Origin of the sequence: Paracnuella aquatica (assembly GCF_003332885.2) — a bacterium.
GTDB classification, from domain to species: domain Bacteria; phylum Bacteroidota; class Bacteroidia; order Chitinophagales; family Chitinophagaceae; genus Flavisolibacter; species Flavisolibacter aquaticus.
The window spans coordinates 33,626-55,670 of sequence record NZ_QOWJ01000005.1 but is presented as its reverse complement, the minus strand read 5'-3'; the positions used below and the strand labels follow the sequence as shown (position 1 = coordinate 55,670).

The 22,045-nt window shown below is 50.2% G+C and carries 23 protein-coding genes; 8 read left to right on the top strand and 15 right to left on the bottom strand.

The window, feature by feature from the left end; translation table 11 throughout:
- Nucleotides 1–278: 278 nt before the first annotated feature.
- From rsgA to DRJ53_RS09225, 7 genes are all read right to left on the bottom strand, one after another.
- Nucleotides 279–1,214 carry a ribosome small subunit-dependent GTPase A gene (rsgA, locus tag DRJ53_RS09255; RefSeq protein ID WP_114235348.1) on the bottom strand — a complete coding sequence of 312 codons (936 nt, stop codon included), beginning with the start codon at nt 1,212–1,214 and terminating at the stop codon, nt 279–281.
- A complete protein-coding gene (locus DRJ53_RS09250; RefSeq protein WP_114235347.1) occupies nt 1,214–2,218 on the bottom strand; it encodes a VWA domain-containing protein in 1,005 nt (334 codons plus the stop codon). The genes rsgA and DRJ53_RS09250 overlap by 1 nt, the downstream gene beginning before the upstream one ends.
- Nucleotides 2,215–3,147, bottom strand: a complete 933-nt coding sequence (locus DRJ53_RS09245; RefSeq protein WP_114235346.1) for a BatD family protein — start codon at nt 3,145–3,147, stop codon at nt 2,215–2,217. The genes DRJ53_RS09250 and DRJ53_RS09245 overlap by 4 nt, the downstream gene beginning before the upstream one ends.
- Nucleotides 3,144–4,016 carry a DUF58 domain-containing protein gene (locus DRJ53_RS09240; RefSeq protein WP_114235345.1) on the bottom strand — a complete coding sequence of 291 codons (873 nt, stop codon included), beginning with the start codon at nt 4,014–4,016 and terminating at the stop codon, nt 3,144–3,146. Before DRJ53_RS09240 ends, DRJ53_RS09245 begins: the two co-directional genes overlap by 4 nt.
- Nucleotides 4,017–4,056: 40 nt before the next feature.
- The gene (locus DRJ53_RS09235) at nt 4,057–4,422 is read right to left on the bottom strand and encodes a four helix bundle protein (RefSeq protein ID WP_114235344.1); all 366 of its coding nucleotides are present in this window, start codon (nt 4,420–4,422) and stop codon (nt 4,057–4,059) included.
- 82 nt (nt 4,423–4,504) lie between these two features.
- Complete coding sequence (locus DRJ53_RS09230; protein WP_114235343.1) at nt 4,505–5,506, bottom strand: AAA family ATPase; 1,002 nt, start codon at nt 5,504–5,506, stop codon at nt 4,505–4,507.
- Between the two features lie 231 nt (nt 5,507–5,737).
- Entirely contained in the window at nt 5,738–7,438 is a 1,701-nt protein-coding gene (locus DRJ53_RS09225; protein WP_114235342.1) for an NAD+ synthase, read from the bottom strand.
- A 190-nt stretch (nt 7,439–7,628) separates the two neighbouring features.
- Between DRJ53_RS09225 and gldB the strand changes: the two genes are divergently transcribed.
- Entirely contained in the window at nt 7,629–8,630 is a 1,002-nt protein-coding gene (gldB, locus tag DRJ53_RS09220; RefSeq protein WP_114235341.1) for a gliding motility lipoprotein GldB, read from the top strand.
- 612 nt (nt 8,631–9,242) lie between these two features.
- On the opposite strand, the gene apaG is transcribed toward gldB, so the two are convergent.
- A complete protein-coding gene (gene apaG / locus DRJ53_RS09215; RefSeq protein ID WP_114235340.1) occupies nt 9,243–9,629 on the bottom strand; it encodes a Co2+/Mg2+ efflux protein ApaG in 387 nt (128 codons plus the stop codon).
- A gap of 110 nt (nt 9,630–9,739) precedes the next feature.
- Between apaG and DRJ53_RS09210 the strand changes: the two genes are divergently transcribed.
- Nucleotides 9,740–11,191 carry an NADP-dependent isocitrate dehydrogenase gene (locus DRJ53_RS09210; protein WP_114235339.1) on the top strand — a complete coding sequence of 484 codons (1,452 nt, stop codon included), beginning with the start codon at nt 9,740–9,742 and terminating at the stop codon, nt 11,189–11,191.
- A gap of 425 nt (nt 11,192–11,616) precedes the next feature.
- On the opposite strand, the gene DRJ53_RS09205 is transcribed toward DRJ53_RS09210, so the two are convergent.
- From DRJ53_RS09205 to nadC, 4 genes are all read right to left on the bottom strand, one after another.
- Complete coding sequence (locus DRJ53_RS09205; protein ID WP_114235338.1) at nt 11,617–12,090, bottom strand: helix-turn-helix domain-containing protein; 474 nt, start codon at nt 12,088–12,090, stop codon at nt 11,617–11,619.
- Between the two features lie 84 nt (nt 12,091–12,174).
- Complete coding sequence (locus DRJ53_RS09200) at nt 12,175–12,372, bottom strand: hypothetical protein (protein WP_114235337.1); 198 nt, start codon at nt 12,370–12,372, stop codon at nt 12,175–12,177.
- The gene (locus DRJ53_RS09195; RefSeq protein ID WP_114235336.1) at nt 12,369–12,722 is read right to left on the bottom strand and encodes a translation initiation factor; all 354 of its coding nucleotides are present in this window, start codon (nt 12,720–12,722) and stop codon (nt 12,369–12,371) included. Before DRJ53_RS09195 ends, DRJ53_RS09200 begins: the two co-directional genes overlap by 4 nt.
- A gap of 115 nt (nt 12,723–12,837) precedes the next feature.
- Entirely contained in the window at nt 12,838–13,698 is an 861-nt protein-coding gene (gene nadC, locus DRJ53_RS09190; protein ID WP_114235335.1) for a carboxylating nicotinate-nucleotide diphosphorylase, read from the bottom strand.
- Between the two features lie 172 nt (nt 13,699–13,870).
- Here nadC and DRJ53_RS09185 point away from each other — a divergent pair, with 172 nt between their 5' ends.
- The 3 genes from DRJ53_RS09185 (at nt 13,871) to msrB (ending at nt 18,135) form a co-directional block, all read left to right on the top strand.
- The gene (locus tag DRJ53_RS09185; RefSeq protein ID WP_114235334.1) at nt 13,871–17,059 is read left to right on the top strand and encodes a PAS domain-containing protein; all 3,189 of its coding nucleotides are present in this window, start codon (nt 13,871–13,873) and stop codon (nt 17,057–17,059) included.
- A gap of 87 nt (nt 17,060–17,146) precedes the next feature.
- The gene (locus DRJ53_RS09180; RefSeq protein ID WP_206609752.1) at nt 17,147–17,605 is read left to right on the top strand and encodes a DUF4112 domain-containing protein; all 459 of its coding nucleotides are present in this window, start codon (nt 17,147–17,149) and stop codon (nt 17,603–17,605) included.
- Nucleotides 17,606–17,700: 95 nt separating this feature from the next.
- The gene (gene msrB / locus DRJ53_RS09175) at nt 17,701–18,135 is read left to right on the top strand and encodes a peptide-methionine (R)-S-oxide reductase MsrB (protein ID WP_114235332.1); all 435 of its coding nucleotides are present in this window, start codon (nt 17,701–17,703) and stop codon (nt 18,133–18,135) included.
- 124 nt (nt 18,136–18,259) lie between these two features.
- Here the strand turns inward: msrB and DRJ53_RS09170 are convergent, their stop codons facing one another.
- Nucleotides 18,260–18,517: a hypothetical protein gene (locus DRJ53_RS09170; RefSeq protein WP_114235331.1), complete on the bottom strand. Its 258-nt coding sequence runs from the start codon at nt 18,515–18,517 to the stop codon at nt 18,260–18,262.
- A gap of 128 nt (nt 18,518–18,645) precedes the next feature.
- Here DRJ53_RS09170 and DRJ53_RS09165 point away from each other — a divergent pair, with 128 nt between their 5' ends.
- Entirely contained in the window at nt 18,646–19,002 is a 357-nt protein-coding gene (locus DRJ53_RS09165) for a CHY zinc finger protein (protein WP_114235330.1), read from the top strand.
- 17 nt (nt 19,003–19,019) lie between these two features.
- Here DRJ53_RS09165 and DRJ53_RS09160 read toward each other — a convergent pair whose 3' ends face one another.
- Nucleotides 19,020–20,711, bottom strand: coding sequence for a T9SS type B sorting domain-containing protein (locus DRJ53_RS09160; protein WP_114235329.1), 1,692 nt, complete (start codon nt 20,709–20,711; stop codon nt 19,020–19,022).
- Nucleotides 20,712–21,004: 293 nt separating this feature from the next.
- On the opposite strand from DRJ53_RS09160, the gene DRJ53_RS09155 reads away from it, so the two are divergent.
- Both DRJ53_RS09155 and DRJ53_RS09150 read left to right on the top strand, forming a co-directional pair.
- Entirely contained in the window at nt 21,005–21,304 is a 300-nt protein-coding gene (locus DRJ53_RS09155; RefSeq protein WP_114235328.1) for an RNA recognition motif domain-containing protein, read from the top strand.
- A gap of 127 nt (nt 21,305–21,431) precedes the next feature.
- Complete coding sequence (locus DRJ53_RS09150) at nt 21,432–21,617, top strand: hypothetical protein (protein ID WP_114235327.1); 186 nt, start codon at nt 21,432–21,434, stop codon at nt 21,615–21,617.
- Nucleotides 21,618–21,726: 109 nt separating this feature from the next.
- Here the strand turns inward: DRJ53_RS09150 and DRJ53_RS09145 are convergent, their stop codons facing one another.
- Nucleotides 21,727–22,026: a hypothetical protein gene (locus DRJ53_RS09145; protein WP_114235326.1), complete on the bottom strand. Its 300-nt coding sequence runs from the start codon at nt 22,024–22,026 to the stop codon at nt 21,727–21,729.
- Nucleotides 22,027–22,045: the final 19 nt, after the last annotated feature.

Sequence of the window (22,045 nt, the reverse complement as noted above, 5' to 3'; positions counted from 1 at the left end):
AAATGATTTGAAGCATAGGTTTGGGCTACGCCCAAAATGATTTCATTATTTGATTTATTGCTACCAACAGGTGTGGGCTATGCCCACATTTTTATTTTACCAAAGTTTCCGTCTTTTGGATGAATGAATCCGTCATTGCACAAGCCACTGCACTAATTCATAACTCATCATTTCTAATTCATCATTCCGATCTGCGGTTCATCATTCCTTGTTCATTGTTCGATGTTCTCCCTCGACTTCGAAATTCATCTGTTCCTTGTTCCTCTGTTCGACATTCCCTACCCTTTCCACTTCTGCTCCGGCAACGATTCCAGGATGTTGTAATAACTCACATAACGGTCTTCGTCAATTTCACCATCAATTACGGCTTGCTTAATGGCGCAGCCCGGCTCGTTGATGTGCAGGCAGTTGTTGAACTGGCAATCGTTCAGACGCTGGCGCATTTCCGGAAAATAGCCTGAAAGTTCTTCCCTTGTCACCTCCACCAATCCAAACTCCCGCATGCCCGGCGTATCGATGATGCGGCCGCCACCGGGCAGGTCGTACATCTCCGCAAAGGTGGTGGTGTGCTGGCCTTTGCCGCTCCAGCCGCTCACATCGCGGGTTTTGATGGTGCTATTGGGCACTACTGCATTGATGAAAGAAGATTTGCCCACGCCGCTGTGCCCGGAAATAAGCGTCGTTTTTCCCTGCAGCAAAGCATTTACTTCTTCTACACCGGCACCGGTTTTCAGGCTGATGGCCACCACTGTGTAACCAACATCTTCATACACGGCCTTCACTACTTCGAGGTAAGCCAGGTCTTTTTCGCGGTAGAGGTCAATTTTATTAAAAACAACCAGCGCCGGCACATGATACATTTCGCTGGCCACCAGAAAGCGGTCGATAAAACCGGTGGACGTTCGCGGATCGCGAAGGGTAGCCAGCAGCAGCGACTGGTCGACATTGGCCGCAACAATATGGTGCTGGTGTTTGTGCCGCGGCGACTGCCGGTTGATGTAATTGCGGCGGTCGTGGATGCGGGTGATCATCACCGAACTTTCGCCTTCGTTTTCCAGTGCAAAATCCACTTCGTCGCCCACGGCAAGCGGGTTGGTAGAGGTAATGCCATCGAGCTTAAAGGCTCCTTTCATGCGGGCATTCCAAAACCTGCCTGCTTCGTCCTGGAGCACATACCAGCTACCGGTTGATTTATACACTAAGCCTTTTGCCATCAGGGAAATGTTCTAAGAAAGGTGTAGCGCAAAAGTATGGCTAAAAACAAGAGCAGCAGGGCGGCGCCCAGGGGCCAGCGAAATTGCTCCTCGAACCGGGTGCGGGTTCGCACTTCTACTTCTGATTTCTCGAGCTTGTCGATGCGGGCATAAACCTCTTGCAGGCTTTCTTTATCCACTGCCCTGAAATATTCGCCGCCGGTTTGCACCGCAATACGCCGCAGCAAAGCCTCGTCAAGCCCGCCGGTGGAAACAGCGGCATTCCCCACACCCCTTTCGGCCACGGTGGCGCCTTCGCGGGCCATCATGCCGATGGTATACACTTTCACGCCTTCGGCCCGGGCAATGTTGAGTGCCGTCAGCGGATCGATGATGCGGTCCTCCGGTGGCTGTTCTTTACCATCGGTAAGCAAAACCACCACCTGGCTTTTCGATTTGCTTTGCGATAACCGGTCCACTGCCGTGGCCAGCCCCTCGCCGATCAATGTGCCATAACGCAACATGCCGCTGCGCAAGCCCCGGATCTGTTCAATAAGCGAAGTATGGTCGGATGAGACAGGATACAGCGTAAAACTTTCACCGGAAAAAATCACCAGGCCGATCTGGTCTACCGGGCGGTTTTCTACAAACGAAATGGCCATTTCCTTGGCCACCTCGAGGCGGTTGGGATAAAAGTCGGCAGAGAGCATGGAGCCGCTCACATCCATGCACAGCACAATGTCGATGCCCTCGCCACGGGCCCGGCTGGTAACGTTGCGTACCTGCGGGCGGGCAATGGAAAGTATCACAAAACCCAACGACAGGAGCAGCAGCCAAAAAGGCAAACCGGCCATTGAAGTTTTGCCGCCTTTAACGGTAAACATTTGCGCAGCGCTTACCGGCATGGTGGCCTGTAACCCACGCCGCATACGGTGGCGCAGCCAGGCAATAACCGGCAGGGCGCCTAAAAAAGGCAACACCCAAATGTTGGCAAATTCTATTTTTTGAAACCACTCGTAAATCATGATGTTGTTGTGTGGCCGGCCGGCTTTGTTGCCTCCGTCCGTGCTGCGCCTGCTGCAGCGGCGCTTTTTTCCATAAATACAATGCTTTCCCGCACTGCTTTCAACGATGCCTTGCGGTCGTCGGCCGATGCTTCAAAGCGGGCAAACTTCACACCATCGCTTAGTTGCAGCGTATCGGAAATTTGTGCGGCACGTTCGCCGCCAAAGCCCCAATGGGGCAACTGTGTGCTGATGTCGGCCGTTGTTTTTGACAGCGAATAAAACCCTTTCCGGAGCGCCAGGTAACTGCGAAACACCTGGATGAGGTCGGTGTAAAATATTTTGCTGTCGGCCGATGATACACGCTTTTCTAATGCATCGAGGTTTTTCAGTGCATCGCGGTAAGCTGTTTCGCCGGCAGGCTTGCCATCGGCTTGCTTTTTCTTCCTTCCGGGAAAAAGCAGGAACACCAGCAACAGCAGCAAACCAGCGCCAATCAGGTACCAATACCAGGTGGTGCGGCTGCCCTGCTGCACATCCAGCACATCTTTTACCTCGTTGTATTTCTGGTCGGGGGCCATGGGCGAATAGCCCACACCAATCATAATAGGCTTTGTACGATTGGACCTTTTTAAAGACAACGCCGGGATGCTCCAGCGCCCCGAATCCCAACTGGTGATGCGGATGTTTTGCACCAGGGTAATGTTGTTGGCCGTTCGTTGCGTATCGATAGCGGAGCGGTAGAGTATTTCAAAATGCGGGAATGTATCGAGCTGAAACCAATCGACGGTGCGGTTGGCCGGCAGCGTTGCCTGCAGGGTAAGCTGCAATTGTTCGCCGATGAGGATGCGTTGCTGGCTGGCGGTGGCGGACAGTTTTACTTCCTGCGCCTGCGCCGCTGCGGCAATGGCCAGCCATCCAACGAGTATGTATAAACGAAAATATTTCATCGGTTACGGCTCATGAAAAAATGACGCAGGACTTTGATATAATCTTCGTCGGTGCGCAGGTGTAATAAATCCGACCCGGCTTTTTTGAATGCCGCGGTAGCGGCTGCAGTAACGCGAAAAAATTCCCCTTCCTGTGCCTGCCGTACCCTGCGGTTGCCGGTATCAATCCAATGGCGCTTACCTGTTTCCAGGTCTTCAATCTGCACTAGGCCCAGGTCGGGCAGTTGCTGCTCCAATCGGTCGTAAATTTTCAGCCCAATCAGGTCGTGGCGGCTGCCGGCAATGCGCAGCGCATCTTCGTAACCGCTATCCAAAAAATCACTCAGGATAAAGGCAATGCTTTTTTGCCTGCTGGTGTTGTTGAAATAGCGCAAGGCGGCTTTCATTTCGGTGCCTTTGCCGGCCGCATCGGTGCCCAGCAGTTCGCGAATGATGTACAGCGCATGCTGCTTGCCTTTTTTTGCAGGAATGTATTTTTCGATTTTGTTGCTGTATAAAATGGCACCTACTTTATCGCCGTTGTTGACTGCAGCAAATGAAAGCACCGCGGCAATTTCCGTGGCTAAATTTTTCTTTGTGGCACCCACCGTTCCAAACAAGGACGATGCGCTGATGTCGATCAGCAGCATCACGGTCAGCTCCCGCTCTTCTTCAAATACTTTGGAATACGGATGGTTGAATCGTGCTGACACGTTCCAGTCAATAAACCTTACGTCATCGCCAGGATAATACTCCCGCACTTCGCGAAACGACATGCCCTTGCCCTTAAACGCACTGTGGTACTCGCCGGAAAAAAGATCCGAAGCCAGGTGCTTGCTTTTTATTTCCAGGTCGCGGACTTTGCGGAGTATTTCAGAAGTAGTGAGCATGAGAGGAGTTGATAGATGATAGTTGGTAGTTGATGGTGTTTTAGATGGTAGCCGTTCGCTCCATGTAGTTGATCAGTCCGTTTAATAAACGAAAAACATCATCAAGCTTGGGGAGTAACTTTTCAAACACGCTTTCATCAATAATTCCTACCATAACAGCAATTTTCAGCAATGTTTCTAATTCATACACAGAACCACGTGCAATATGCAAAAACTGTATAGTGTCCTTCTTATGATGCCTGACCACCCCTTCTGCAATGTTTGCAGGTATTGAAACTAATGCCCGTTTCACTTGAGATGTAAGGCCATATGTTTCTTCTTTAGGAAAACCCTTAGTTATATAATAAACTTCTTTTACCAATAACATCGAAGCCTTCCATGCATCCAGGTTTTGATAGCTGCGCATTTGTTTTTTACATTAACCTAATTCTTTTCATGCGCTATTCCTACTATCAACTACCAACTATCCACTATCAACTACTCCTTCCTTACGGCACATTTACCTTCGCCAAAATCTGCTCGATCACATTTTCGGCATTGATGTTCTCCGCCTCGGCTTCGTAGGTAAGGCCAATGCGGTGACGCAACACATCGGCGCAAATGGTACGTACATCCTCGGGAATCACATAGCCGCGGCGATTGATAAATGCAACTGCTTTTGCAGCAATGGCCAGGTTAATGGAGCCACGCGGCGATGAGCCGTAAGAGATCACGCCTTTCAGTTTATCCAACTTGAACTCGGCCGGGTTGCGGGTGGCAAATACAATATCTAAAATGTACTGCTCCACTTTTTCATCCATGTAGATCTCACGGGTAAGGTTACGCGCAGTTATCAACTCCTGCATCGACACCACCGGGTTAATGGTGGGCGGACGCAAGCCCTGCACATTTTGCCGGATGATGAGTTGCTCTTCGGCTCTGGTGGGATAGCCCACCACCACTTTCATAATGAAGCGGTCCACCTGTGCTTCGGGCAATGGATAGGTGCCTTCCTGTTCCAGCGGGTTTTGCGTAGCCAATACCAGGAAAGGTTCGTCCAGTTTGTGCGTGGTATCGCCCAGCGTTACCTGCCGCTCCTGCATTGCTTCGAGCAGGGCGCTCTGCACTTTCGCCGGCGCCCGGTTGATTTCATCGGCCAGCACAAAGTTGGCAAAGATGGGCCCGCGGCGCACTACAAACTCGTGGCGCTGCTGGTTATAAATCATGGTACCGATCACATCGGCGGGTAATAGGTCGGGAGTAAACTGGATGCGGCTGAACTTGGCCTGCACCGCTTCGGACAGCGACCGGATGGTGAGTGTTTTGGCCAAACCCGGCACCCCTTCCAACAACACGTGCCCGTTCGATAAAAGACCAATCAGCAGGCGATCGAGCATGTACGACTGACCCACAATGACCTTACCCACTTCGGCACGAAGTGTATCCAAAAAGCGGGCTGCATAGCTGATGCGGTCGTTGAGCTGACGAATATCGTCGGCAGTTCTAAGCATATATTGAATCTTGTTTTAGCAAATAATGAACCAGTGATTTGTATGATTGGAAAGGATTTGAATGAATGATTTTCCAGAGGTTTAGTTTCACTTCAATAATCAATAATTATTAATTCATAATTACTGATTATTTGTGTTTCCCTTAATCATTCTACATTCCTTGTTCCTTGTTCGATATTCTTTAAAGACTTCTTCTGTTCCTTGTTCCTCTGTCCGTCTGTTCTTGATTCCTTAACCTAAATACTTCGCAACAATCGGCAGCCTGCGGCCTACACCAAATGCCTTGCTGCTAACGCGGATAATGGGACAGAATTGTGCACGCTTGTATTCATTCATATTTACCAGGCGCAGTGTGCGTGCCACAAGGGCTTCATCAAAGCCTTGTGCAATAATCTCTCTAGGCCCCTGGCGCAGCTCGATGTATTGATATAAAATCTGATCCAACACATCATACTCCGGCAGGCTGTCGCTGTCCTTTTGCCCCGGCCGCAGTTCGGCAGAGGGAGCCTTTGTTAAAATATGTTCCGGAATAATTTCCTCGTTGCGGTTGATGTACCGGGCCAATGCATACACCTGCGTTTTATACAAGTCGCCCAACACCGAAAGGCCGCCGGCCATATCGCCATACAGCGTGCCATAACCTACTGCCAGTTCGCTTTTGTTGGAAGTGTTGAGCAGTATATATCCAAATTTATTGGCCACCGCCATCAGCAGGTTGCCGCGGCTGCGGGCCTGTATGTTTTCTTCGGCAAGGCTAAAGGGAAGGCCTTTAAACAGCGGCTCCAACGTTTGTATAAACTGTTCGTACACCGCTCTGATGGGTACAATATCGTAGCGGTTGCCCAGCGTTTGGCTCAGGCGCTCCGCATCCGATACCGAGTGCCCCGAAGAAAACTCCGATGGCATCAGCAACACATGCACCGCTTCTTTACCCAATGCCTCTACAGCCAATGCCTGCACCACCGCGCTGTCAATACCGCCACTGGCACCCAGCGTAGCTTTGGTGAAACCCATCTTTTGAAAATAGTCGCGGATGCCCAGTACCAACGCAGCATATATTTCCGAAATATTTTTTTCGTTGGTGAGGTACTCCAGTGTAGGCAATTCTTTACCAACTTCACCAGCTGCATAATAATATTTATGATCTACTGCAGGCGTTTCTTTTTTTACTGTCAGTGCATCCAGGTCTACCATCGTTTCATCTTCGGCAAAATAAGCCAGCTCCTGCACCAGTTGCCCATTCACATCATACACCAAGCTGCCGCCATCGAATACAATTTCGGTTTGCGAGCCAACCGTATTGCAATACAACATGGGCAAATTGTAACGGGCCACCGTTGCCTCCACAATGCTGCGGCGCACCACATCCTGCGCATAGTTGTATGGCGATGCGGACAGGTTGAGCATCACATCCGGCGACTGCTTAATTAGTTCTTCCATCGGTGAGTGGCGGTACAGCGGGTTGTCACCCAGGTTCCAGATGTCTTCGCAAATGGTAACGGCTAATTTTTTACCCTTAAACTCCAATACGTTCCAATTAAAGGCAGGTTCAAAGTACCGGTTCTCGTCAAACACATCGTAGGTGGGCAATAGGGTCTTATGCACTTCGCCCACCACTTCGCCGTTGTATAAAAGAAAAGCTGCATTGAACAGGTCCTTGCCTTCTTTACGCGGGTTGTGTGCAGGGGCGCCTACCAGCACGCCAATACCTTGTGTATGCGCTTTTATGGCATCAATGCTTTCATAACTCTGGCGAATGAAATCATTGAACTCCAAAAAATCGCGGGGCGGATACCCGCAAATGCACAACTCCGAAAGGAGCACCAGGTCGGCGCCCTGTGCTTTTGCACGGCCGATGGCGGCAATGATCTTTTGGGTATTGTATTCAAAATTGCCAATGTGGTAGTTCTGCTGCGCAATGAAGATCTTCATTTGTTCCGATAAGGTTTAAGGTTTAAAGTCTTAGGTTGAAGGTTTGGTCAAACAGTGCTTTGAACAAGGTTGCAGCAATAGTGCCCATATCTACAACCATAAACTTTAAACCTTCAACTTGTTAAACTTCGTAGGTTTGCCCCGCTAATTTCCGTAATAAAAACCACACCCATTCGTTTTGCGCAATACCATGAAATATCTGATTCCCTTTTTGCTCCTTTTTTTATATGCCTGTTCCGGCGGCAGCAACAAGCCCGATGTATCCAACATCGAAGTAAATATGCCCGTGGAGCGGTTTGAACAGGATTTTTTTAAAATTGACACCAACGATGTGGCCGGCAGCCTGGCCCACCTGCGCAATGCGTACCCGCATTTTTTCCCCACGTTCATGCAGGATATTTTACAGCTCAACCCCATGGACCCTGCATCTGTTGGCATCATCAAACAAATTGTGGGCAGCTACAGCAGCCTGGCCGATTCGCTGGCGCCTACCTACAAAAACTTCGACAACATCAGGGATGACATTGCCGACGGGATGCGTTTTGTAAAATATTATTACCCGCAATACCGGGTGCCCAAACTGCTCACATTTGTGGGCACGCTGGATGCACCGGGCATGGTGCTTACCAACGAGTACCTGGCCGTAGGCCTGCAGCAATTTGCCGGTAAAAACTTTGGCGGCTACCAGCTCCCCGAAGTGCAGCAGATGTACCCCACTTATATTTCGCGCCGCTTCGATAAAGAGTATATTCCGGTCAATGCGCTGAAAGCCGTGGTTGATGATGTCTACCCCGATCAGAGCACCGGCAAACCCTTGGTGGAGCAGATGATTGAAAAAGGAAAACAGTGGTACCTGCTCGATCATTTTTTACCCGATACCCACGACACCCTCAAAACCGGTTACACCAAAAAACAGCTGGATTGGCTGGAGCAAAACGAAGGCAATGCCTGGGGTTATATTGTTAAAAATGAAAACCTGTATTCCATTGAACCGCCGGTAGTGCAGGCCTATATTGGCGAATCGCCTTTCACCCGCGGCATGCCCGAAGTTTCGCCGGGCAATATCGGGCAATGGTTTGGGTGGCAGATTGTGCAAGCTTTTGCACAAAAAAACAGCGAACTTACCCTGCAGCAAGTGCTGGAAACCGCACCCAGGACCATTTTTGAAGGCGCCAAGTACAAACCGAAATAAGCAAAACGCAGTATATAATTTAAAGATTCCATCTCTTGAAGAGATGGAATCTTTTTTTGTAGCCGGCTTCGGTAATACTATCGAGCTGCTGTTGCGTCGCACACTTGTACGTTCTGTATCACTAATTGGCATTTACCGATGTACCTTTAATAAGTCGTTTAAGCTTATTAGCTGTCATGCCGAACTCGTTTCGGCATCTCCTTGAGCTTTAGGAGACCCTACTAATAAAAGGAGATGCCGAAACGAGTTCGGCATGACAAACCCTGACTTTAATAAATGGCCTACACCAAACTTGAAATTATACTCTTTGTTTGCAACGCTCTTTGCCCACCAATCACGCTTTTTGCTTGTCATCCTGAGCGCAGCGCGTTGATCTGAGCCCGCACCAGTATGACCATAGAACTAACAAGAGGCTACCTTTTCTATAACAATACTTTAAGCTCTAATGCTCAGATGCTTCGCTGTGCTCAGCATGACAAATCGAAAACGCTGCTAAAGTGCAAAGCACAAAAAAGCCACAAAGACCGTCAGGTCCTTGTGGCCCAAAGCACAGAAAAGCGTTATATAAATCAAACCCCATTCAGGCTACAGTAGCCCTTTAGGGTCAGAACTTTAGTTATACTTGAACGGCGTTACCATTTCAAAAGGCGGAATCTTTACTTCAAACACCTCTTTGGTTTCCAGGTTTTCCATTACGTAGCTGCCATGCATACGGCCCATTTCCGATTTCAGGTTGCAGCCGCTCACATACTGGTAATGCTCGTTGCTGCTGATGGTGGGCTGCACGCCTACTACGCCTTCGCCTTCCACTTCGCGGTACTCGCCGTTGGAGTCGAAAATATGCCAGCGGCGGCTGTGCAGCTTCACCGGAAAACGGTTGTGGTTTTCAATGGTGATGCGGTACGCAAACATATACTCCGACAGTAGCGGGTTGGAATAATCCTGCTGGTAAAAAGTCTCCACGCTTACCTCAACGCCTTCCGAAATCTTGGATATCATAGCACACGCTTTTGGGTAAAATTAATGGGGTTGTTTGTAGAAAAGGGTTTTCATTTTATGGTCACATCCACATCCAACCTATTTTTGTTAAGCAAAAAACTATACCAATTATGAAAATAGCCGTAGCGAAAGGCGATGGAATAGGGCCGGAAATCATGGATGCTGTGCTCCGTATCTTCGATGCCAATGAGGTAGGTCTGCAGTATCAGTTTGTAGAAATGGGGAAATGGGTCTTCGATAAAGGATACTCCAACGGGATGACACCCGATGCACAACGCACCATTGAGGAAACAGGCATTTTGTTTAAAGGCCCGATGGAAACACCCAAGGGCAAAGGCGTGAAAAGCGTAAACGTGACGGCCCGCAAGACCTGGAACACTTACGCCAACAAGCGGGTGTTTCAAACCCTGCACGGCGTGGAAACAGTCTTCAGCCGGGGCGGAATTAACATTGACCTCACTATTGTACGGGAAAACATTGAGGATACCTATGGCGGAATTGAGCACATGCTTACCCACGACGTGGCCCTCAGCCGCCGCTTTATTACCCGCCCCGGTTCGGCGCAGGTAATTCGCTATGCTTTTGAAATGGCCCGGCAAAAAGGCGCCCGCCGCATTACCTGCGGCCACAAGGCCAACATCATGAAGCAGACCGACGGCCTATTCCTGGAAGTTTTTTACGAAATAGCCAAAGAATACCCCGATCTGAAATCGGACGATAAAATTGTGGATGACCTGGCCATGCAGCTGGTTATCCGCCCCGACCAGTTTGACGTGGTGGTAATGACCAACCTGCAGGGCGATATTATTTCCGACCTCTGCGCCGGCCTTGTCGGCGGGTTGGGTTTTGCGCCTTCGGCAAATATTGGCGACCACATTTCCATTTTCGAAGCAGTGCACGGGACAGCGCCGGACATTGCGGGTAAAAACATCGCCAACCCCACGGCTCTGCTGCTCAGTGGCCTGGCCATGCTGCGGCACTTGGGTTTTACCCATAATGCTGCAACCATCGAAAACGCATTGCTCTATACTTTGGAGCAGGGCATCCGCACCGGCGACTTTGGCGATCGCTCCAAACCGGCCCTCAATACCACCGAATTTGCCGATGCCATCATTGGCAATTTTGGCAAAACACCGGAAGTGGGTGCCAAACCCATCATCGACAACACGCCTACCACGGCTGCCGTTTGCCACCTCGATAAAAACCCGATGCTGGTGTCGAAAGAAGCCGAAGATGAAAAGATTGTGGGTGTTGACTTTTTTATTGAAAGCACCGAACAGCCCAATAAAGTGGCGGAAAAAGCGCTTGCCGTTACCGGCGACCTGTTTAAGCTGGTTACCATTTCAAACAGGGGCACGCAGGTGTGGCCTAAGGGCTCTATTTACACCAACCTGGTGAACCAGTTTAACTGCCGCTTTGAATCGACCGGTGATATTGCCGTTTCGCAAACCGACATCATTGAACTATACCGCCGCCTGGCCGAACAATTTAAAGTATGCTCGCTGGAGCTGCTGAACATGTGGGGCGATAAGCGGGCTTATAGCTTGGCGCAGGGACAATAACAGATGACAGTTGATAGTTGGTAGTTGACAGTTAGTAGTTAGCAGAGTCAACAACTGATCATGATAGGCAAAGGGAATGCAGTGGTGCATTCCCTTTGTTATTTGTAGAAGATGGTAGCAATGAGCCATCAAGATGTGTTTCCAAACCTTAGGGTTGTCATGCCGAACTTGTTTCGGCATCTCCTGCAACCTTGGGAGCTTTTATAATATAAAGGGGATGCCAAAACAAGTTCGGCATGACATACGCCGCTTGAAAGGGCACTACCTAGATAGCGGTTTGGTGGGAAAGTTCTTTAAGTGGCTGTAAGATCTTTATAAAGAATTATTGGGTCTTACACGGCTATTACATAGCACTGCTGTGCAGGCATTTAGTTATGATCGATAGTGTCTTTATTCTTTACTTTATTAATCAATTGCGGCCGCAATTATTTGCTGGCGAGCAAAAGCTTTTTGATCAACACAATCTGACCTAGATGATAATAGCTGTGTTCAATCATTGCTTCGATGTTGCGTCGATATGTACCGTATCGTTCAGCCGCAAAAACCTGCGCTAATTTTTCATCCGGCATTTGTTCAACCAGCGCAGCAAATTCATCAGCGTCGTTCCAGAATGTGGTTAGGAAATTATCCCAATCCTGCTGCGATTGAAAGGGCGGAAAATCAAAACTAAATTGATCCCTTATGTCCAGGCTTCCGCCTTTAAGCACTTGTAGTACACCTTTGATGTAGTAGTGTATATGCTGTGCCAATACAGCTATTGTATTTAAAGAGCTAACAGGCTTTGTTGCAATTTCCCAATTCAAACCAGTTAATTCTTGCCTGTAATTTGTATTGGCAATCCATGTTCCATTCAGGATCACTTCCCTGAAACGATTGGCCATTTGCTCGGAATTTTCCATTGGTGGTTTTTTAGAAAAAAGCGATTATCCATACTGGTTGTAATTGCTGTCGATGACAGAAGATTTTACACCAATGCAATATTCCTAATCCGAATACTCCCCCAGATAAAACATAATGATCACACCAATAGCAAACAGCAAAAAAAGCGAGATGTAATGCACCCGCAGGTAAAAGGCTTCAGCCGCTTCATCGTGCTTGGTGTGGGCACGTGCAAAAAGCGCATAGCTTACAATGCCCACCAGGCCGCAGGTAGCTGCGGCGCCAACCAGCACCGGCATCATCCGCCTGCTTTTTTAGTGCCGGTATAACCTTGCTTCAGCAGCCAGGCCAATACTTTATCACGCTGGTCGCCCTGGATGATAACCTCACCATCTTTCACCGAGCCGCCGGTGCCGCAATGCGTTTTTAGTTTTTTACCCAGCTCCTCCAGGTCCTCATCAAGCCCCGAAAAACCGGTGATCACTGTGGCGGGCTTGCCGCCGCGCTGTTTGGTTTCGAGCCACACCCGCAGCTTTTGCTGTGCCGGTGCTGCTGTTTGGGCCGGTGCGCCGCTGTCTTCCGCTTCAAACTTAAAATTGGGATCGGTGCTGTACACAAACCCGTGTTTATCGCTTTTGTTTTTTTTACTCACCCTTTTTAATTTACGATTGACGATTTTGGATTGACGATTTGATGCACAAAGGGCATGTTTAAATACGAAGGCATTTCCTCAATCGTACATCGTCAATCCAAAATCGTCAATCCTTTTACACAATCACTGCTTTCAAACTCAGGTCCAGGCTTTTGGCCTGGTGAATCAACCCGCCTACCGATACATAAGTAACACCCGTTTGCGCATATGCTTCAATGTTATCGAGGTTGATGCCGCCGCTGGCTTCGGTTTCAAATGCATCGCCAATCAGGCGCACCGCTTCGGCTACCTGGGCCGGTTCAAAGTTGTCCAGCATCAGCCGGAACACTTTGCCCTGGCCAATTTCCAGTACTTTTTGCACATCCTGCAGCGAGCGGGTTTCCACTTCAATTTTTAGGTGCGGATGATACCGCACCACGTAATCGTATGCCCTGCCAATGGCCTCTTCCAGCCCGCCTGCATAATCAATATGGTTGTCCTTCAGCATGATCATATCGTACAGGCCAAACCGGTGGTTGATGCCGCCGCCAATACGCACTGCTTCTTTTTCCAGCAGCCGGAAATTGGGAGTTGTTTTGCGGGTATCCAACAGCCCGGTCTTGTACGCTTTCAGCCGGTCGGTATAAGTGCGGGTAAGGGTTGCAATGCCGCTCATGCGCTGCATGATGTTGAGCACCAGCCGTTCGCATTGCAGAATGGTATGAATAGGCGCTTCCAGTTCAAAAGCGGTTTCGCCGGCCTGCATGTCATCGCCATCCGCTTTGTGCGCTGTAAACTGCAGTTTAGGCGTTTGCCAACGGAAAATCTGTTCCGCTACAGCCATGCCTGCCAGCACGCCATCTTGTTTTATTTTCAATACAGCCCTGCCCATTTTATCGGCCGGAATGCAGCACAACGTCGAGTGGTCGCCGCTGCCCACATCTTCCTGCAACGCAGCCGCCACCAGGTGCCGCAACTGTTCTTCAAAATACTTCATGCAGTAAAATTAAAGCCCCCGGTGCAAGTGCCGCCGAAAGGGAATAAATAAATGAATTGCCTCCGTCACTACACCGGAAAATTAAACCAATATAGCTGCCGTCCGGGCTATGCAATTGCCCGGTAAATGATTACATTTAAAAGGCAAAGCAATTGCTTGGTCACCCATCTTTATGCAGTTTCCGGACGAGCCTAGCTACACAGATCCAGGAACAGAAAACAACGGTAACGCATCCACGGAGCAACAACTACTGTACCCCTACTTTGGGTTACTTCCGTATGCCATTGTGGTGGTGCGGGATGCTCATTACCGCATCGATTTTATCAACAGCGCAGGCAGTAACCTGTTGGGTAAAAATTGGGTTGAAATAAAAGATCAGCCGCTTTTTGAGCTGTTTCCCAATTGGCGGCATACGCTGCTGCCCAATGCTTTTCAGCAGGTACAGCAAACTGGCGCACCACTCTCCTATCAATCCACACCGCTGCCAATGCCGGGCACGGCCGATACACCCGAACGTTTTTTTGACCTGACCATTTCCCTCTTGCAGGAAGCCTCGCCGCCCTTGCCGGGGTTGGTGATTTTTGCCCACGAAGTAACCCGGCTGGTGCAACTGCAGCAACGCTGCGAAGCAAAATCGCACCAGATGGAGCAAATGACCGACGCCATGCCCCAACTGGTTTGGATGGCAGAAGCCGATGGAACGGTGGTGTTTTTTAACCGCCGCATCGACGAGTACATGGGCGTGGAGCAACAAGCCGATGGCAGTTGGGTTTGGGTAAATATGGTGCACCCCGAAGACCTGCCCGCCACCCTGCAGGCATGGACCGAAGCAATGGCCAACGGCAACGCGTTTCAGTCGGAGCACCGGGCACGAAAAAATGACGGCCAATACCGGTGGCACCTCAACCGGGCTTTCCCCTACCGCGGCGCTGATGGCCGCGTGTTGAAATGGTTTGGCACCCTTACCGATATTGACGACCAGAAAAAAGCTGCTGAAGAAATCAGGGAACGCGACCTGCAGTTGTTGATGTCGCAAACGCAACTGGGCATGGCCCTCAGTGCCGCTCAAATTGGCACCTGGCAGGGCAATGCAAAAACAGGGCAACTGGTTTGGTCGAAAGAACTGGAAGCCATGCACGGGCTTGCCGAAGGCAGTTTTGGCGGCACCACTCCTGAGTGGACTGCTATGGTACATCCCGATGACCGGGAATTTGTGGCGGAACAGGCGGCACCCTTGTTTCAATCGATCGATGACGTAGAGTTGGAATACCGCATCGTGCAACCGTCTGGTAAAATAAGGTGGATCTTTTCAAAAATCAGGGGCTACCGTGATGCAGCCGGAAACCCCGAAACCATCTTTGGCATCAGTGTAGATGTGACCAGCCAACGCAGCCACCAGCAACAGGTGGCTGAAGCCGAATTGCGCTGGCGTATTGCCATTGAAGCCAACAATATGGGCACCTGGGAGTGGAACACACTGACCAACGAGGTGGAACTTTCGGCCAGCACCCGAGCCCTGCTGGAACTGGACCCGGATGAACCCTGGTTTTTTGAAAAAACCCGGGGCCTCACCCACGAAGACGATGTGGAGCAGGCACTGGCGCAGGTGCGGCCGGTGCTGGAAGGCCAAAAAGACACGTTTACTTACGAGGCAAGGCACCGCCGCGTCAAATCGGGGCAGCTGCGCTGGGTGCGCATGGCCGGCAAAGCAGTACACAACGGATCGGGCAGGCCTACCCGCATCATCGGCACCATAAAAGATATTACCACGTTCAAGGAAAACCAGCAGGCGCTGTTGTATCAAAAGCAGCTATTGGAAACCGTTACCGGCAACACGTCATTTGCCCTGTTTCTGATGAACGAACAACACCAGTGTATTTACATAAACGAGCAGGCCGAAAAAATGACGGGCTACCGGCTGGAAGATCTGCAGGGCCGGTCGCTGCACAATGTTGTAAACCCCACCTACGCCGATGGCCGCCCCTATCCCATTGAAGAAAGCCCGATAGACCAGGCCTTAGTGCAGGGTCGCCGCACCAGGGGCGAAGAAATGTTCCGCCATAGGGCAGGGCATTTTTACCCGGTTGCTTTTACAGCCAGCCCCATCATTGTTGGCGGCAAGCCCATGGGCACGGTAATCGAGGTGCGGGATATTACCGAAGAAAAGAAAGTGGCGCTGGGGCTGCAACTGAGCGAAGAACGGTTCAGGCTTCTGACCAACACCATTCCGCAGATTACCTGGATATCAAGAAACGATGGCCTGATCGATTACATCAGTGACCAGTGGACCCAATATACCGGGCAGCAAAAGGAAGATGCCCGCGAGGGATATATCCATTGTGTGCACCCCGACGACCGGCAGGAGATGATGGATAAATGGGCCGTATCCAAGGCCAACAAAGAACCGCTGGAAATTGAATACCGCCTGCGGGCCAGCGATGGCAGCTACCGCTGGTTTGGTTCCAAAACGCAGCCGCTGCTGAACCAGGAGGGCGAAGTGATTTCATGGATTGGCGCTGCCAACGAAATCCAGCATTTTAAAGACGTTTCGGCACTCTTGGAAGAGCAGGTAGCTGCCCGCACACAGGAGCTACGCCGGGTAAACAAAACGCTGCAGCAACAAGCCTCCGAACTGCAGCGATCCAACGAAGACCTGCAGCAGTTTGCGCATGTGGCCAGCCACGACTTAAAAGAACCCGTGCGGAAAATAAAGACATTTGCCAGCCGCCTGCAGGATGAACTGGGCACAGACATGCCGCCAAGGGCGCAGCATTTTTTAACCAAAATAGACGAAGCCACCGAACGTATTTACAGCATGATCGATGGCGTGCTGGAATACTCGCAACTGGACGCTGCCGAGCTAAAACCCACGCCGGTGCCCCTAGCCCAGGTGCTGGACCAGATCATTGCCGATCTTGAACTCACCATCCAGGAAAAAGAAGCACAGATACATGTGGAGCCGATGCCGGTGATCAAAGGGCAGCCCAGTTTGCTGTACCAGCTTTTTTACAACCTGCTCAACAACTCGCTGAAGTTTGCACAACCAGGCCAAAAGCCGCAAATCCGCGTTCATGCTTCAGATGCCGGTGCAGGCATGGCGGCCATTTCGGTTTCGGATAACGGTATTGGTTTTAACCAGGAGCACGCCGAGAAAATCTTTAAAACATTTACCCGCCTCAATGCCCGCGAAAAGTTTGAAGGCACGGGCCTGGGCCTGGCGCTTTGCCGCAAAATTGCCGCACGCCACGGCGGCAGCATCCGCGCAGCCGGCAAGGCCGGCGAAGGCGCCACGTTTACGGTTACACTACCGGTGGAGGAAAGTCGGAAGTCGGATGACGGAAGACCGAAGAATGATGTTTGATGGCCGATGTCTGAAGTCTGATGTCTGATGTCTATTGTCTATTGTCTCTGTCTCCGCCCGTTGCACGATGTTTGCAAACACATGGGCATGACACCTGCATTACCCCAAAACAAAGGGCTGCAACATGTGCAGCGGCTGGCCAAGTTGATGGATGCACAGTTCAGGATTCCGGGAACCAATTTCCGGTTTGGGCTGGATGGCATTTTGGGATTGATACCCGGCGCCGGCGACCTCTCCACTTTTGCCGTGTCGGGGTATATGATCTGGATTATGGCCAACAACGGCGCCAGCGGCTATGTGCTGTCGCGGATGGTGCTGAACGTGCTGGTCGATGCCCTCATTGGAGCCATCCCGCTGATCGGCGACCTGTTTGATTTTGTGTTCAAAGCCAATTTGCGCAACATGCGCCTGATGGAGCAATATTATGCGCAGGGCCGCCACCGCGGCGGTGCATGGAAAGTGATCGTGCCGGTGCTCATCCTGCTGTTCGTCATTATCGGCCTTATTATCTGGGGCATGTATTCGCTGCTGGTCAGGATATTTTAACAAGCGCCCAACAGGATGTGCAGCGCAACGCTTTGCTATTTTTGCACCTTGTGTTTTGCCATTTGCCTGACAAATTTTTTTTTAAAAATTAGTGTATGAATTGGAACGACGTTTTAGACTATACCAAAAGCAATAAAGCACCCGGCAAACAGGTGCATAAAACCGATGCGGAATGGAAGGCCCAGCTAACGCCGGAGCAATACCGCGTTACCCGCCAGCACGGCACAGAAGCGCCATTTAGCGGCGAATATTGCGAAGCGCATACACCTGGCCGTTATGCCTGTGTGTGCTGCGGCACCGAGCTGTTCGACTCCTCGCTGAAGTTTGATTCCGGCACGGGCTGGCCTTCGTTTACCGAGCCGGTGGCTGATGACGTGATCCGCTATAAAATGGATACAAGCTATGGCATGCGCCGCGTGGAGGTGCTCTGTAATGTTTGCGAAGCACATTTGGGTCACGTGTTCCCCGACGGGCCGGCACCCACGGGATTACGCTTCTGCATCAACTCCGCATCGCTCAATAAGATTTAATAAAATGCCCCGGAAAGATTTAATAAAATGCCCCGGACACTGATACATCCGGGGCATTTTTTATGCTTGTAAAAAAAGAGCCGCTGTTCAATTGCATTGCTCATTTACCAAACTGCAAAACAAATTATTGATCAAGCGGCTTGCCGCTGTCGCCCGGTTTGTTTTCTTCAATGATTTTATCTGCCTCCTGCTGGTCTTCGGCATCGGGGTAATCTTCGGGGCTGGCCACTTCGCGCAGGTATTTTTCGGCACGCTCATCCAGCAACTGGTTGTTGTTGGCGGGTTCCAGCTCATTGTGCTGCGGCGACGGATTGCTGGCATTGCCGGTTTCGGCGGGCTGTATTTTACCGTTGGCGCCTGTTGTTTGTTGCTCCTGATTCATAACGTTTTTTATTTGTCCTGATTTATGTTCCTGCAATAATGGCTCCGGATTTTTGTTGCACTTATCACCGGTTAATAGTGGTTTTGTAAAAACATTTATGCTATTTGCAGGTGCAAAATGTTTGGGTCATGCAGCAGCAAAAAGAAGTGATCGAGGTAAAGGGCGAAGTAGTGGATGCGCATACCCGTTGTGTGCATTACCACTCGGCGCTGGATATAATTGCCATTAAATTCAAATGCTGCGGCACTTATTATCCCTGTTACTCCTGCCACCAAGCGGCTGCGGACCACAAAGCACAAGTGTGGCCGCAACCAGAGTGGGACACCAAAGCAATATTGTGCGGCATGTGCGGCACCGAGCTAACCATCAACCAATACATGCACAGCAACCATACTTGTCCTCATTGCGCAGCGCCTTTTAATCCCGGTTGCAGCAAACATTACGACCTGTATTTTCAGTGGCCCAAAAGCGGTGAACAGGCATAACGTAAAAAAAAGCGCAATCACCGGGTAAGCATCACTGTGCCTTTCAGCTGCACCGGCGCTCCTTCAGTTTTTCCCTGCAGCAAGTACACATACATGCCCGTTGGTACCGTTTTGTTGTGGAAAGTGCCATCCCAGCCTTCAGTTGCATTTTTTGTAAAAAAAACAGCATTGCCCCACCGGTCAAAAACCGACAAACTTTCCAGGTCCAACTCCACGCCTAAAGGAATGCGAAATACATCGTTGATGCCATCGCCGTTGGGCGTAAATGCATTGGGCAATAGGAGTTTGCTCCGCACCAACACCCATATTTTACTGCTGGCTATACAACCGTTGGTGCCAGTTGCCTGCAACGTAAAAGCAACTGAAGTTTCCAGCGGTTGTGTAAGCGGTTCCAGCGTTTGATCGAAAATAAGACTGGCTTGTGGCGACCATTGGTACACATGCGGCACACCGGTAATAGCCGCTTTTAGTTGCGCCTGCTCACCTGCTTTGATGACGATGGTATCGTCCGGTACGGTAATGGTGGGCGGGTACCGCACCTGCATGGCAACCGAATTGGATGCAACGGGTGTATTGCTGCAGCCGTTTGCAGCAGTAAGCATGCATTGCACTACATCGCCATCGTTAAAAGCAGTGGTGTTTACCTGAGGCCCGCTGGCGGCTATGGGCTGTCCATTTACCAGCCATTGATATTGCGGGTTGCTACCGGCGTTTGTGGTAATGGCATTCATTTGCACAGCAGTGCCAAAACAAATGTCTGTTTGGCTGGCAGTGATTGCAATAGTTGGCGTTTGTGCAACCGTTACCTGCATCGCCAACTCGTTGGAAACAACAGGCGTAGCCTGCCCGCAACTGCCCGGTACACCAGCCTCCAACTGGCATTGTACTTTATCGCCATCGTTGAGTGCGGTGGTGGTAAAACTGGCTCCGCCGGTTTGCATGATCACGCCGTTTACCTGCCACAGGTATTTAGGATCGGCGCCGGCACCAGTAGCCTTAGCGGTAAATGCGACGGCAGCGCCTTTGCACACTTGCTGCGCGTTGGTAGTAATGGTCAGCGTTGGCTGCTGCACCCGCCCCACGTTGATGCTAATGGTATTGGAAAGATCTTTGGTGCTGCCTCCGCTGGGCGAAGTACATTGCGGCACCGTCATCAGGCATTGCACTTCAAACGATTCGGTAGCTGGATCGGTGCTGAATTCAGGTGCATTGCTGCCCGGTACGGGATTGCCATTGAGCATCCACAAATACACCACGTTGGTATTGCCACTGCGGTTGGTGGCCGTAAACGTTACCCGTTGGCCTGCACAAATATTGGTAGCGTTGGCTTCAATGGTTACTTCGGGTTCAATGAGGTTGACCGCCTCCAGGCGAAACGTATTGCTGACCACAACCGTATTTATAGAACATCCATCGGGAAATAGCTCACAAACAACGGCATCGCCGATGGCCAGTGCACCAGTAAATGTCGCACTGCTATTACCTACTGGGGTTCCGTTCTTTCTCCAGCGGTAAGTGGGGTTGCGTCCGGCATTGGCAACCGTGGCAACAATAGTGGGCGTATTGGGGCTGCATAGGGTTTGCGGTTGCACCGCAATATTGATGGTGGCCTGGCAGTTGCCGGTTTGTGCCCGAACAACTTGCAGCAAACAGAACACAAACACAATCAAAAAGGCAGCAATCTTCGGGAACGTTCGGGTAGAACACATAAGCAGTAAGCATTTGCGGGCATCAGCCGCAGCTTTTTACAAAATAACATTTTATTGCTATGCACCAGCAGCGCATGTGAGGAGCGGCAGCTGGCACAACAGCCTACAATAGGTGCCGCACCACCGATTGCGCCCTTTAAGATTAAGTTTACAATAATGCCTTAAATAAGGCATACCTTTACGCCGTCATCTTGAGCCTTGCACTGGTAACCGTTAATTATCCTGCAGACAACGCACAATAGTTAGTCCTTTACGCACTGCCTTCTCAAATTATTTACCTCTAACCATTCAACATGAACATTTACGTGTCGAATCTGAGCTATAATGTTCAGGCAGCGGATCTAAAGGGTATTTTTGCACCCTATGGCGTAGTTACAGCTGCAACGGTAATTAGCGATAAATTTACCGGTAAATCGAGGGGATTTGGCTTTGTTGAAATGGAAGATGAAGCGGCAAAAAAAGCAATTGCCGCACTGGATAATTCAATGGTTGATGGCCGCTCGATCAAGTTGATGGAAGCCAGGCGCCGCGAAGAAAGACCTGCACCCGGCAACGGTGTATTTGGCGGCGGATATAGCAAAAGCAAATGGTAATGCAACTGGCTAACTGCACCGTGTAGTCCCATTATTTTTTACAACTGCCTGCGGCAGTTCAAATAAGCAAAAGTGTTTTGGGACCAGTATTCCAGGGCACTTTTATTTTTTACCAAATAGTATAAGTATGGCAAAATCAAAAGAAACATTCGAAAAAAGAGCAAAAGAAAAAAAACGGCAAAAGCAGCGCGAAGACAAGCGTGAAAAAATGGAGCAGCGTAAAGCAAACGCAGAGAAGGGCAAGCCCCTGACCGAAATGCTAGCTTATGTGGACGAGAACGGCAACCTCAGCGACACACCACCCAACGCATAAGCGCCTTAGCAGCCTATTTGCCCCATGGGCAATACATAACGGAGCAAGATGCAGCACGTTCAATTAATGTTGATGCTGTATCCCACTCCGTTATTTTATTTTAGCTATGTTAGCGGGCATTTGCCTTCTGCACAAATTCGTTTACATATTCCCGTATGGCATTGCCTAGAGCATGATGAAATTCGGTTGCAGATGTGCCCGTCATTTTATTGCCTGACTGGCTGATCATTTCCTGCGCCACTCCCTGCAGGTTTTGTTGCAACTGTGCAAGATACATGGCCAGCACCTGCTGGTAAACATTTTCATCGCCCTGCCGGTCAATGCTGGCAACAGCATGTTGATACTGCTCAAACAGGGCAAAAAATACCTGCCTGGCCCGATCATGAAAATATACCATTCCGTGTTCCATGCAGTGTATTAATGCATCA